This is a genomic window from Isoptericola variabilis, from assembly GCF_050311655.1.
GTDB lineage: Bacteria > Actinomycetota > Actinomycetes > Actinomycetales > Cellulomonadaceae > Isoptericola > Isoptericola variabilis.
This window is the reverse complement of the sequence record NZ_JBNOZM010000001.1, coordinates 638,694-651,137: the sequence shown is the minus strand read 5'-3', so window position 1 is coordinate 651,137 and position 12,444 is coordinate 638,694. Positions and strand designations below refer to the sequence as shown.

The window sequence follows — 12,444 nt, the reverse complement described above, 5'->3', positions numbered from 1 at the left end:
GGACCTCGCCTCGCGCAGCAGGATGGACCGTATGCCCGCACCGCCCGCCGTCGTCACGGCCACCAAGCGCTTCAACCCGTACGCCCTCAAGGTGAGCTCGCGCGTGCCGCCGTGGGTCACGCTGCACCACGTGGGCCGCAAGAGCGGCCGCGAGTACCGCACGCCGGTGGTCGCGTTCGCCGCGCGGGCACCCATCGACACCCGGGTCGCCCAGCCCGGCGACCCGGTCGAGATCGGCGAGTACCGCGACATCCTCGTGCTCACGCCGCTGCCCTGGGGGCCGGACGTGGACTGGTGCCGCAACGTGCGCGCCGCAGGGTCGTACCGGCTCACCCGCAAGGGGATCGACTACCGCGCGGACCAGCTGCGCGTCATGGACGCCGACGACGCCCGCCGCCTGCTCGGCGGGTTCGTCGGCGCCGCGTCGGGGCTGATCGGCATCGAGTCGTTCCTCGTCGGGCGGCTGAGCCGCTGGCCGGTCAGCGAGCCAGGGCGCGGCTGAAGAACGCGACGGCGTCGGCCGCCGGCCGGGGCTCCGGCGTAGGGGAACCCCCGGGGCGGTAGCGACACGGCCAGGGTCCCTTTCAGGGGCGTCCCGGTGCTGTGACACCGGTCACCCCTCATACGTTCGACGACATGATCGAGGCACAGGGTCTGTCCAAGAGCTACGGGAACACGACCGCCGTCGACCGCGTCACCTTCACAGTGCGGCCAGGCGTCGTCACCGGCTTCCTCGGCCCCAACGGGGCGGGCAAGTCCACCACCATGCGCATGATCATGGGTCTCGACCGGCCCTCCGCGGGCTCGGTCACGGTCAACGGCCGCGCGTACGCACGGCACCGGTCCCCGCTCACCGAGGTGGGCGCACTGCTGGAGGCCCGGGCCGTGCACCCCGGGCGGACGGCGCGGGCGCACCTGCGCGCGCTGGCCGCCACGCACGGCCTCCCCGACCGGCGGGTCGACGAGGTCATCGACCTGACCGGCCTGGCCACGGTGGCCCGCAAGCGGGTGGGCGGCTTCTCGCTCGGCATGGGTCAGCGGCTCGGCATCGCGTCGGCCCTGCTGGGCGACCCGCGCACGCTGATCCTCGACGAGCCGGTCAACGGCCTCGATCCCGAGGGCGTCCTGTGGGTGCGCCACCTCGCGCGGAGCCTCGCGGCCGAGGGCCGCACCGTCTTCCTCTCCAGCCACCTCATGAGCGAGATGGCCCTCACCGCCGACCACGTCATCGTCATCGGGCGCGGCCGCATCCTCGCCGACGCACCCGTCAGCGACGTCGTCGAGGCGGCGTCGCGCCGTGCGGTCACCGTCCGCACCCCCGGCCCGTCGGCCCTGCGGACCGCGCTGGAACACGCCGGCGCCACCGTCGTCGTGCCCGACGTCGCCCACGAGGGGGCGCTGGAGGTCACGGGCCTCGACGCCGCGGCGATCGGCGAGATCGCCCTCACCACGGGCGTCGCGCTGCACGAGCTGACCCCGGTGGCCTCGACCCTCGAGGACGCCTACCTGGAGCTCACGGCCGACGCCGTCGAGTACCGCACCGACGACCCCGCCGGCAACCTCGCAGCCGCCGGCTCGACGAGCCCGGGAGACCACTCATGAGCGCCGCCACCCTCGTCGCGGACCTCGCGCCCGCGCGCGACACCCACGTGACCGTCGCCCGCGTACTGCGCTCGGAGTGGCTGAAGCTGTGGTCCCTGCGCTCCACCTGGTGGGGCATCGTGCTGACGGTGCTGCTCATGGCGGGGCTCGCGGTCGTCATGGCCGCGACGCTCGGGTCCGCCACGACGTCGCCCGACATGCAGGAGACCATGAGCGCCGACCCACGGCTCGCCGTCCCGAGCGGCGCCGTCGCCGTGACGTTCGGGTACGGGTTCGCGCAGCTCATAGTGGCGGTCCTCGCCGTCCTGACCGTCACCGGCGAGCACTCCACGGGCATGATCCGCGCGACCTTCGCCGCCGTGCCGCGGCGCCTGCCGGTCCTGTGGGCCAAGCTGGTCGTGGTCGCGGCGACGACGGCGCTGCTCGCCGTCGTCGGCCTGGCCGCAGCGTGGCTCGCGACGGCGTCCGCGCTGTCCGCCGACGGCCTCTCGCTGGACTTCTCCGACGGCGAGCACCTGCGCGCCCTGGGCGGGACGGCCGTCTACCTGGTGACGGTCGCCGCGCTCGCCCTGGGCATCGGCGCGCTCCTGCGGAGCACGGCCGCCGGGATCGCCACCACCCTGGGTCTGCTGATGGTGGTGCCCCTGCTGTTCCAGGGGCTCGCCGGCTCGGCCGCCTGGGCGCAGGATGTGTACGCCTACCTCCCGACCGTGGCCGGCGAGCGCCTCATCGCGACCGGCCCCACACCCGACGGTCTCCTCGCCCCCGGCGCCGGGTTCGCCGTGCTGGCCGGGTACGCCGTGGCCGTGCTCGCCGCCGCAGGCGTCGCCGTCCGGCGCCGCGACGCGTGAGCCACGGCGTGAGTTCGGTCATCTGTCGCGAGATCGGTCGGGATCCCGACCGATCTCGCGACAGATGACCGAACTCACGGTGTGCGAGGCAGGATGGACCCATGACCGCACAGCTCTGGATCACCGGCGACCCCGAGACGGACGCACTGCTGGGCGACGACATGTTCGCGCTGCTCGTGGGCATGCTGCTCGACCAGCAGTACCCGATGGAGCACGCGTTCGCGGGGCCGCGCAAGATCCGTGACCGCCTCGGCAGCATCGACCCGCACGCGGTGGCGGACGCCGACCCGGACGAGTTCGTCGCCCTCGCCACCACTCCCCCGGCGATCCACCGGTACGGGCGGTCGATGGCGGGCCGCGTGCAGGCGCTGGCGCGGGCGATCGTGGACGACTACGACGGCGACGTCGCGAAGCTCTGGACCGCTCCGGGCGCCGAGGGGCCGGCCACCGGGGCCGAGGTGCTGGCACGCCTCCGCGCGCTGCCGGGCTTCGGCGAGCAGAAGGCGAAGATCTTCCTCGCGCTGCTGGGCAAGCAGCGCGGCGTGCGGCCGGCCGGCTGGCAGGAGGCGGCGGGCCACTACGGCGACGAGGGCTCGCGCCGCTCCATCGCGGACGTCACCAGCGCGGAGTCTCTCGCCGAGGTGCGCACGTTCAAGAAGGCGCAGAAGGCCGCGGCGAAGGCGGCCAAGCAGGGCTGAACCCCGCCGCGGGTTGCGAGCAGCGCCTCCCCGGGCAGCATGACCTGCATGGATGCCCGACGACGGTCGATGCCGCGAGCCGCCGTCGTCGCGCTGGCCGCGGTGGTCACCGCCGGGTGCGGCGGCCCGGGCGACGACGCGGCCCAGGACGTCGTCGCCCGCTTCTACGCCGCGGTGGCCGCGGGCGACGGCGACGCCGCGTGCGCGCTGCTGCTGGCCGGCGCGGCGGCGGACCTCGCCGAGGAGGAGCACGCACCGTGCCCGGAGGCACTGCTCGACCCGGCGGGCCCAGGAGCCGTGCTGGCCGAGCGCGCCGACGCCGCGACCGTCGTGACGGTGCGCCGCGCGGGGAGCCAGGCCCAGGTGCTCACGGCGTCCGACACCGTGTTCCTGGCCCGCTCGGGCGACACCTGGGTGGTGACCACCGTCGGCTGCGACCCGCGCGGCGAGCGCCCGTACGACTGCGAGGTGGAGTCGTGAACGCGCCCAAGATCATCTTCGGCGTGACCGTCGCGCTGATCGTGCTCGGCCTGGTCACGGCGTTCGTGCTTGCCGGGGCGCACCGATGACCCGGGGCACGGACCCGCCCAGCGAGACCCGCGCGGGACGGGTGCTGCGGGAGAACTCGCTCAGCCTGGCCTTCGGCGTGCTCTTCCTGGCCGTCCTGGCCGGGCAGGCGTTCGTCGGCGCCGCGCAGCGCGACGCCGACCAGGTCGCCGCGGGGCTCGAGCCGCTGGGCGTGGCCGGGTACGTGACGTCGTCCGTCTTCTGGGTGGACGTCACGGAGAACTGGCAGTCGGAGTTCCTGCAGTTCCTGCTGTTCATCGGCCTGACGGTGTGGTTCGTGCAGCGCGGGTCGCCCGAGTCCAAGAAGGTCGGCGAGGCGGGCCGGGAGACGGACGAGCAGCAGCTCGTCGGGAGCCACGCCCGGCTCGACTCCCCCGCCTGGGCGCGCGCGGGCGGCTGGCGCCTGCGCGTGTACTCGCACTCGCTCACCCTGGTGATGGGCGCGATCTTCCTGGGCTCGTGGCTCGCCCAGTCCGCGGCCGGCGTCGTGGCCTACAACGAGGAGCAGCTGCGCGACCGCCACGACCCGGTCACCTGGACCGCCTACCTGGGCCTGCCGGACTTCTGGGACCGCACCCTGCAGAACTGGCAGTCCGAGCTGCTCGCCGTGCTCTGCATGGTGGTGTTCGCCATCTATCTCCGCGAACGCGGGTCCCCCGAGTCGAAGCCCGTCGGCACGCCGCACGAGGCGACCGCCGTCGAGGGCTGAACGGTCACGCCTCGATCACCCCGCCGCGCGCAGCCGCCCGAGCGCGCGGTCGTGCGGCAGCTCATGCCGGGTCCCGCGGTGCCCGACGACGGTCGTCGCGGTGAAGACCGACGCCAGCAGCGCCTCCTCGACGGCGTCCGTCGCCGCCGCGAACAGCGGGTCGAGGGCGTCGTCGGGGACCAGCGGGTCGGCGGGGTCCGCCGTCGTGAACGCGAGGCCGTAGTCGCCGCTGCCGTGGGCGAAGTCGGAGCCCACGCGACCCATGGCGAACACGGCGCGCCGCGCCACCCGTTCCAGCCGGCGCGCGTCGAGCGGCGCGTCCGTCGCCACGACGATCATGCAGGAGTTGCCCTCCCCCGGCCCGGATCTCTTCGGCACCACGTCGATCTCTTCGGCAGGGGGAGCTGCCGAAGAGATCGACTCCGTGCCGAGAAGATCCGCCGCGGGCAGCGGCACGCCGCGCACGGTGAGCGTGCCGGAGAAGTTGGACTGCACCAGGGCGCCCACGGTGCGCACGGCCCCCGCCACCTCCACCCGGCGCGACGACGTCCCGACGCCACCCTTGTAGCCGAGCGCGGACGTCCCCGCCCCGGCGCCGACGCAGCCCTGTGCCACCGGGCCGGACGACGCGCCGTCGAGCGCGGCCAGCACGTGCGCCTCGGTGATCGGCCGGGCGCGGATGTCGGACAGGTAGCCGTCGTTCGTCTCCCCGACGACGGGGTTGAGGGTGCGCACGTCCTCGTAGCCGGGCCGGGCGAGCATGTGCGTGACGAGCGCGTCGGCGGCGCGGAACGCGGAGAGCGTCGCGGTGAGCAGGATCGGCGTCTCGATCGCGCCGAGCTGCTCCAGCTGCGTCGCGCCCACGAGCTTGCCGTACCCGTTGCCCACGAACAGCCCGCACGGCAGCGCGCGACGCTGCCCCGGCCCGGCCCCGAGCGCGTCGGGCACGATGGCGGTGACCCCCGTGTGCAGCCGCTCGCCCTCGTGCAGCGTGGTGTGACCCACGCGCACCCCCGGCACGTCGGTGATCGCGTTCGCCGGACCCGTGGGCAGGTCGCCGACGACGACGCCCAGCTCGCGGGGACCCGGCCGCGCGCCGCTCATGCCCGGCCCGCCGGGACGAGCCGCCCCGGGTGGACGTCGCGCCAGGTGCGCGTGCCGTCGACGAGGTCCTGCACGTGCTCGCGGAACCGCGGGCAGGTGGCGATGTCGTGCGCCTGGCACGACATCGCATGCTCGGTCATGTGCCGGGAGCGGTCGATCTCCTCCTGGCGCCGGTCGAGCTCGGCCAGGTGCGCGGTGAGCACCTCGTGCCGGTCCCGCGCGCCGCGCCCCGTGGACCCGGCGTCCAGCAGCACCTGGATCTGCTCGAGGCTCATCCCCGCCACCTTGGAGCTGAGGATCGTCGCGACGCGCACCACGTCGTCGGTCCCGTAGCGTCGCCGTCCCCCGCCGTCGCGGGCCGGGGCGAGCAGGCCGACCTCCTCCCAGTACCGCAGCACGTGCGTCTCGAGGCCGAAGCGCTCGGCGAGCTCGCCGACGCTCCAGCTCTGTTCCGACTCACCCCTTGACTTCATGTTGACATGAAGTCACAGCCTGGGGTCACGACGCAACCCCACCCACGAAGGAGCCCACCATGACCGACATCCCTGCCCTCCACGACGCCATGATCGTCGGCGCCGGCCCCGCCGGCCTCGCGGCCGCGCTGATGCTCGGCCGCACGCACCGGGACGTCGTCGTCCTCGACTCGGGCGTCTACCGCAACGACCCCACCGACGCGATGCACAACGTGCTCGGGTTCGACGGCGTGCCGCCGGCGGAGTTCCGCGCCGCGGCGCACCGCACCCTCGCCGCCTACGACACGGTCGAGCTGCGCCGCACCACCGTCCTCGACGTCGCCCCGCTCGACCCCGCGTCGCCGGCCGACGGGTTCGTCGTGCGCACCGACGACGGTGACGTCGCCGCCCGGCGCCTGCTCCTGGCCACCGGCATGCGCGACGAGCTGCCCGCGACGCCCGGGCTGGAGGCGATGTTCGGGACGGTCGCGGCCCACTGCCCGTACTGCCACGGGCACGAGTTCTCCGGCACCCCGGTGGCGATCCTGGGCGCCGGCCCGCACTCGCCGCGCGTCGCGGGACTGATGGAGCGCATCGCGAGCCGCGTCGTCGTGCTCGCCGACGGCGCCGACGTCGACCCGCAGGTCCGCGCGGCGCTCGACGCCCGCGGCGTCGCCGTCCGGCCCGAGAAGGTGCTCCGCCTGGAGCCGCTGACGCTCCCCGACGGGCGCCCGGGCGCCCGGGCCGTGCTGGACGGTGCCGGGGGCGAGGAGCTCGGCGGGATCATGGTGGCCCCGGCGCTGCACCAGGCGGCGCCGTTCGCCGCCCGGCTCGGCCTCGAGCTGCGCGACTCCGGCTGCGTGGCCGTGGACGCCATGGCACGCACGAGCATGCCCGGGGTCCTCGCGGCCGGCGACCTCGCCCACACCGCCGACTTCCCCATGCCCGTGAGCTCCGTGACCGCGGCGATGGCCGCGGGCCAGCTCGCCGCCGCGTCGATCGACGCCGACCTGCTGGGCGTGGCGCGCTGACCGGCGGCCGGCAGACGACGGGAGGCGCGGGGTCCGCGGTGCCACAATCGTGACGTGGCCTCGATCATGATGACCGCGATGCCCTTCGCCGGCCACGCCCGGCCGGTCCGGGCCGTCGCGGGCGAGCTCGTCCGGCGCGGGCACGACGTGCGCGTCTACACCGGCCGGTCGTACACCGGGGCGTTCGCGGACGTCGGCGCCCGACCGGTCGCCTGGGACGCCGCTCCCGACTTCGACGAGCGGAACTATGCGGCGACGTTCCCCCGGATGCGGGACGCCAAGGGTTTCCGTCAGGTGCTGATCAACCTGGAGGACCTGTTCCTCGGCACCGCCCCCGCGCAGACGACGGACCTGCTCGCCGCGCACGACGACGAGCCCTGGGACCTGGTCGTCGGCGACCCGATGGCGCTCGGCACGCGGTTCGCCGCCGAGCGCCTGGGGTCGCGGTGGGCCACGCTCTCCCCCATCGCCTACTGGCCGCCCGGCAAGGGCATCCCGCCCACGGGGCTGGGGCTCGAGCCGGCCCGCGGTCCGTTCGGCCGGGTGCGCGACGCGCTGCTGGGTGCCGGTTCCCGCGCCGGCACCAGGGCCCTGGCGAAGCGCTACCAGCGGACGCGGCGGCTCGCGGGCCTCGCGCCCGACGACGAGCGGTTCGACACGATCTGGTACTCGCCACACCTGGTGGTCGCCGCCGGGTCGCCGGGTCTCGACTACCCGCGGTCGGACCTCCCGCCAAACGTGCGTTTCGCCGGCGACCTGACCGACGACGGCGTCCCGACGCCGCCGGTCGCGCTGCCGGAGTGGTGGGACGACCTGGTCCGCTCCGACGTTCCGGTGGTGCACGTGACGCAGGGGACGGCGAACATCGACCCGACCGACCTCGTGCTGCCCACCCTCGAAGCCCTGGCCGACGAGGACGTCCTGGTCGTCGTCGGGCTCGGTCACCGCACGGCGCCGCTCCCCGGCCCCCTGCCCGCGAACGCCAGGGTCGCGCCGATGGTCCCCTACCCCGCGCTCCTGCCGCTCACGTCCGTGATGATCACCAACGGCGGCTACGGCGGGGTGCTGCAGGCCCTGAGGCACGACGTCCCGCTCGTCGTCGCGGGCGGCGACCTCGACAAGCCGGAGATCGCCGCGCGGATCGGCTGGCACGGCGCCGGCGTGAACCTCCGCACGGGCACGCCCCGGCCGGCGGCCATCGCGGCGGCGTACCGCGACGTCACGACGGACCCCCGCTACCGCGCGACCGCAGCCCGCCTGGGCGCGGAGCTGCGCGGGCTCGGCGGGACGCGCGCGGCGGCGGACCTGGTCGAGGAGCACCTGACGTCCCGGCCTCCGACTACGCTCGCCGCATGACCTCAGCGCACCCCCTGCCGCTCGGCCCTGCCCCGCGACCCGCCACGGGCGACGACCTCGCAGACCGGCTCCGCGCCCTCGCGACGCGGGCGGCCGGGACAGGGGCCGCGGGCCTGGACCGGGCGCGCCTGGCCGCCACGCTGGACGGCGCGGACGTCGCGACGCTCGAGGCGGACCTCACCGGCGTGGCGTTCGGCGCGCAGCAGAAGACCCCGGGTGTCGTGTGGCGGCCCGGCACGATCACCGCGCGCGAGGACGGCACGGTGCGCCGCCTGCGCGTGGACGCCCACCCGCTCACCGCCGTCGACCTGCCCGTGGACGTCACCGCCCAGGCCGAGGGCCTGCGGTTCACGTGGGTCGAGGGTGACGACGGCCAGGTCGGCTTCGAGCCGGTCGAGCCGGACGACGCCCACCCGGTGACCGGGCACGCGCGCGTCGCCGTCTCCCGCGCGGGCCTGGTCGCGACCGTGCACGGTCTGCTCGCCGTCTCGCTGCAGTCCCAGGGCATCACGCTGAGCGACCTGGACGTCCACCTCGACTCCCACGGCCCCCGTGCGGCGGGCGTGCGGATCGAGGCGAAGATCCGCAAGGGGTTCCTGTCCGCCGGCGTCTCCGCCACGGCGTCGGCGTCGGTCGACGCGGCGATGGTGCTGACCGTCGGCGACGTGCGCATCTCCAGCGGCAACCCGCTCGTCGCCGCGATGCTCGGCGCCGTCCGGGGCCGCGTCGAGGCGGCGGCCAACCGCCGCGTCGACCTGGCCGCCGCGCTCCCGCCCGGGGTCCGGCTCGCGGACGTGCGCCTGGACGTCGGCGAGGAGCTGGTGCTCAGCGCCCGGATCGGCTGAGCGGCGGGCGGTCGCCGTCAGACGACGGCCGGCTGGTCGAGCACCCACAGCCAGGTGCCGTCGGCCTGGCGCCGGGCGACCTCGGCGGTGGCGCCGCCCGACGTCAGCCGGGTCGACGTCAGCGCCAGGTCGTCGTGGACCAGTGCGGGCGCCTGCTCGCCCGCCGTGAACCGCGGGCGGCCGGCCAGCAGCCGCGCGTACGCGGCACGGATCGCGTCGCGGCCGACCTGCGTCTCGCCCGGCGGGAACGCCAGCACCGCGTCCGGCGCGTAGAGCGCGACGAGGCCGTCGACGTCGCCCGCGTTCGCCCGCTCCACGAACATCCGCCCGAGGTCGTTCGGCGCGAGCGCCGCCGGGCGCCCTTCCTCGGCACCGTCAGTCGTCATGCCGCGATCGTGCCGGCGCCCTCCGACACTCGCGGACCAGCCCGGCCGGGCCGGCTGTCGGTGGTCCGTGCGAGATTCGAGGCATGCCGGATCGCCCCGACGTCCCGCCCGCGCTGGTCGCGCGCCTCCGGGGCCTGCTCCGCTTCCCGGAGTGCGTCGAGGAGGACGCGTGGACGGGCGTCCGGTGGCGGGTGCGCAGGGCCACCGTGGCGCACGTCTTCGGCGGCGAGGACCAGCTCTTCCGCGTGACGTTCCGCGCCGAGCCGCAGGAGGTGCGGGCGTTCGAGCACCTCGGCCACCCGTACTTCCGCGCCGGCTGGGGCGGCAACGTCGTGGGCGTGGTCCTCGACGACGCCGTCGACTGGGCGGAGATGGCCGAGCTGCTCACCGACTCCTACTGCCTCCAGGCGCCGCGCGTGCTGGCCGACGCCGTCGACCGGCCCGAGCCGCCGGGCGACGGCGCAGCGACGGCCGGCTGACGCCCGTCAGAGCGAGACGGACGTCCCCACCAGCACCAGCTCGGAGGTGTGCGACCCGGCCACGCCGACGTCGGCAGGCCGCGGGCGGAACCCGGGCAGGCCCTCCAGCCCGCCGCCCGCGGCGACGACCCGCAGGTCGAGCGGCTGCCCGGCCGGCACGGTGAGCCGCACCTCGAAGCCCTCCTCGCCCGGGGCGTAGAAGCGGGTGTCGAGGTCGCCGCCCTCGACCGGCACCTCCCGGCCCGCGACCGCCGCGCTCTCCACGTTCGAGGCGTTGAGCTGCACGTACCGCAGGGCGCCCGCGGTGCCGATGGGCGCCCCGTCGCCCGGGGTCACGCGCAGGGTGAGGATCCGGGCGTCGCCCGCCGGCTGGGCGTCCAGCACGTCGACGACCGGGGCGGGCAGGTCGGCCGCCTCGGCGTCGCCGGCGTGCACCTCGCCCTCGAACATCGGGAAGGGCTCGGACAGGTCGGTCTCGGTGTCGACGAACTGCGCGGTCCAGTCGCTCGGGCTGCCCTCGTCGGAGACCCAGTGCGCCGAGCCGGTGTCGGCATCCAGCGCGTACGCGAGCCGGGTGGGCTCGGGGTGCTCGGCGTCGAACGGGTCGACGACGAAGCCGACGACGAGCGCGACGACGCCCACCGCGGCGCACCCGCCCACCAGCCCGAGCGCCCGGCGCCGGCCGCGGGGCCACAGCACCGCGAGGACCGGGGTGAGCGCCAGCGCGAGCAGGGCGGCGACGACCGCGGGCGCGGCACCCGTCGCGAGGCCGAGCGCCGGGAAGAACAGCAGCACGATGGGCACGAGGACGACGACGCCCACGGCCGCGCCCAGGGTCACGACCACCCGGCGCCCCACGATGCCCCGCGCCACCCGCAGGGTGAGCAGCCAGGCCACCGCGCCGGCCAGCGCCGGCAGCGCGGCGAGGTAGGAGCCGCCGGGCGTGACGGCGGCGAGGACGGCGCCGAGGACGGCGAGCCAGCCGAGCGCCCCGACCGCGAGCGCCGCCCCGCCGAGCGACCGGCGCAGCCCGAGGAACCAGGCGGTCCACACGGTCGCGACGATCGCGAGCAGGGCGATGCGGAACCCCCAGGGCCGCCACGGGTCGAGCATCTCGTCGTAGCCGGGCCGCACCAGGCCCATGACCCACCACAGCGCGATCGACCCGGCGACGGCGCCGACGATCGGCAGGAGGGCGGAGACGAAGCCGAGGGCGAGGGTGCCGGCCGTGGTCCGTTCGCCGCGCACCTCGCGCCGGCGGGCGAGGACGACGGCCAGGGCGCCGACCGCGAGCACGGCGGCGACGGCGAGCGGCCACACCAGCCAGCCCGGGTAGCGCGCCAGCACGCCGCCCGGCAGCGGGAAGTAGGTGGCGTCGTTCGCCGACGGGGTGGCGAGCGCGGCCGCGTCGGCGTCCCCGAGCTCGCGCGCGAGCGCCAGCATGTTGGCGCCGTGGTGCTGCAGGCTCGCCTGCGACATCCGCTCGGGCGTGTCCTGCGGCGCGTGGTAGGTGGCCGACCCGTCGATGTATGCCGAGTTGAGCCCGGTGAAACGGCCCGCGGGGTCGTCGAGGAACGGCGAGAAGTCGGTGTCGTTCGGCAGGATCCGGTACACCTCGACCGCCATCGAGCTGCCCACGGGGTACGGCACGTGGGAGTAGGCGTCGACGAGGGCCGCGTTGCCGTCGGACGTCTCGAACATGATCGCGGGGCCCGACGAGCCGCGGGCCTCGACGTTGATCACGACGCCCCCGTCGGCGGCGCGCGGGTCGGCGTGCGCGAACGCCTCCGCCCCGCACAGGCACGCCTCCTCCGCGTCCGTGAACACGAGCACGAGGTCGTTGCGCAGCGGCTCGCCCTCCCCGAGCGCGCGGGCGGTCTCCAGCAGCGTCGCGACGCCGGCGCCGTCGTCGTTGGCCCCGTGCGACACCTCGGCGGAGTCGTAGTGCGCGACGAGGAAGACCGGCGCCGTCGAGTCGGTGCCCGGGATCGTGGCGACGACGTTCTTCGTGGCCGCGACGCGGCTCTGGTCGCCCAGGCGCCCGGACATGCCGACGCCGTCGGTCACCTCCGGGTCGAGGCCGAGCTCCTCGAGGTCCGCCACGATCGTGTCGCGGACGGCGGCGGCCGCCGCCGTGCCGTGCGGGTGCACCTCGCCGCCGATCGCCTCGACGGTCGCGAAGGCGCGCTCGGCGCTGAACTCGTCCGCGGCGGCGTCCGCCGACCGCGGGGTCGGCGGCAGCACCGACCAGACGGCGAGCGCCGCGAGGACGAGCAGGAACAGGGAGCACGCGAGCGACGTCGCCCGCGACCGGGTCTGGGTCACCCGGGCACGCTAGCGGCGCGTGCGCGCCGTGGCCCAATC

14 protein-coding genes are annotated in these 12,444 nt (G+C 75.6%); 10 read left to right on the top strand and 4 right to left on the bottom strand.

The window, feature by feature from the left end; translation table 11 throughout:
• Window positions 1-31 precede the first annotated feature (31 nt).
• From ACQP60_RS03120 to ACQP60_RS03095, 6 genes are all read left to right on the top strand, one after another.
• The gene (locus ACQP60_RS03120; protein WP_429728357.1) at window positions 32-502 is read left to right on the top strand and encodes a PNPOx family protein; all 471 of its coding nucleotides are present in this window, start codon (window positions 32-34) and stop codon (window positions 500-502) included.
• A gap of 134 nt (window positions 503-636) precedes the next feature.
• Complete coding sequence (locus ACQP60_RS03115) at window positions 637-1,602, top strand: ATP-binding cassette domain-containing protein (protein WP_429728356.1); 966 nt, start codon at window positions 637-639, stop codon at window positions 1,600-1,602.
• Complete coding sequence (locus ACQP60_RS03110; protein ID WP_429728355.1) at window positions 1,599-2,453, top strand: ABC transporter permease subunit; 855 nt, start codon at window positions 1,599-1,601, stop codon at window positions 2,451-2,453. The genes ACQP60_RS03115 and ACQP60_RS03110 overlap by 4 nt, the downstream gene beginning before the upstream one ends.
• A 101-nt stretch (window positions 2,454-2,554) precedes the next feature.
• A complete protein-coding gene (locus ACQP60_RS03105) occupies window positions 2,555-3,151 on the top strand; it encodes an HhH-GPD-type base excision DNA repair protein (protein ID WP_429728354.1) in 597 nt (198 codons plus the stop codon).
• A gap of 48 nt (window positions 3,152-3,199) precedes the next feature.
• Window positions 3,200-3,631 (top strand): hypothetical protein, encoded by a 432-nt coding sequence (locus ACQP60_RS03100; RefSeq protein WP_429728353.1) that lies wholly within the window; start codon window positions 3,200-3,202, stop codon window positions 3,629-3,631.
• Between the two features lie 85 nt (window positions 3,632-3,716).
• Entirely contained in the window at window positions 3,717-4,427 is a 711-nt protein-coding gene (locus ACQP60_RS03095; RefSeq protein WP_429728352.1) for a DUF6766 family protein, read from the top strand.
• A 15-nt stretch (window positions 4,428-4,442) separates the two neighbouring features.
• On the opposite strand, the gene ACQP60_RS03090 is transcribed toward ACQP60_RS03095, so the two are convergent.
• Both ACQP60_RS03090 and ACQP60_RS03085 read right to left on the bottom strand, forming a co-directional pair.
• Entirely contained in the window at window positions 4,443-5,531 is a 1,089-nt protein-coding gene (locus ACQP60_RS03090; protein ID WP_429728351.1) for a P1 family peptidase, read from the bottom strand.
• Window positions 5,528-6,004 (bottom strand): MerR family transcriptional regulator, encoded by a 477-nt coding sequence (locus ACQP60_RS03085; protein ID WP_429728350.1) that lies wholly within the window; start codon window positions 6,002-6,004, stop codon window positions 5,528-5,530. The genes ACQP60_RS03090 and ACQP60_RS03085 overlap by 4 nt, the downstream gene beginning before the upstream one ends.
• 59 nt (window positions 6,005-6,063) lie before the next feature.
• Between ACQP60_RS03085 and ACQP60_RS03080 the strand changes: the two genes are divergently transcribed.
• Genes ACQP60_RS03080 through ACQP60_RS03070 form a run of 3 tightly spaced genes read left to right on the top strand, consistent with a single transcriptional unit; the run spans window position 6,064 to window position 9,215 of the window.
• On the top strand, window positions 6,064-7,014 hold the full coding sequence (locus tag ACQP60_RS03080; RefSeq protein ID WP_429728349.1) for an NAD(P)/FAD-dependent oxidoreductase: 951 nt from the start codon (window positions 6,064-6,066) through the stop codon (window positions 7,012-7,014).
• Between the two features lie 54 nt (window positions 7,015-7,068).
• A complete protein-coding gene (locus ACQP60_RS03075; protein WP_429728348.1) occupies window positions 7,069-8,370 on the top strand; it encodes a glycosyltransferase in 1,302 nt (433 codons plus the stop codon).
• Window positions 8,367-9,215, top strand: a complete 849-nt coding sequence (locus tag ACQP60_RS03070) for a hypothetical protein (protein WP_429728346.1) — start codon at window positions 8,367-8,369, stop codon at window positions 9,213-9,215. Before ACQP60_RS03075 ends, ACQP60_RS03070 begins: the two co-directional genes overlap by 4 nt.
• Before the next feature lie 17 nt (window positions 9,216-9,232).
• Here the strand turns inward: ACQP60_RS03070 and ACQP60_RS03065 are convergent, their stop codons facing one another.
• Complete coding sequence (locus ACQP60_RS03065) at window positions 9,233-9,601, bottom strand: YybH family protein (protein WP_429728345.1); 369 nt, start codon at window positions 9,599-9,601, stop codon at window positions 9,233-9,235.
• Between the two features lie 83 nt (window positions 9,602-9,684).
• Here ACQP60_RS03065 and ACQP60_RS03060 point away from each other — a divergent pair, with 83 nt between their 5' ends.
• A complete protein-coding gene (locus ACQP60_RS03060; protein ID WP_429728344.1) occupies window positions 9,685-10,080 on the top strand; it encodes an MmcQ/YjbR family DNA-binding protein in 396 nt (131 codons plus the stop codon).
• Between the two features lie 6 nt (window positions 10,081-10,086).
• On the opposite strand, the gene ACQP60_RS03055 is transcribed toward ACQP60_RS03060, so the two are convergent.
• Entirely contained in the window at window positions 10,087-12,405 is a 2,319-nt protein-coding gene (locus ACQP60_RS03055; RefSeq protein WP_429728343.1) for a M28 family peptidase, read from the bottom strand.
• Between the last annotated feature and the right edge of the window lie 39 nt (window positions 12,406-12,444).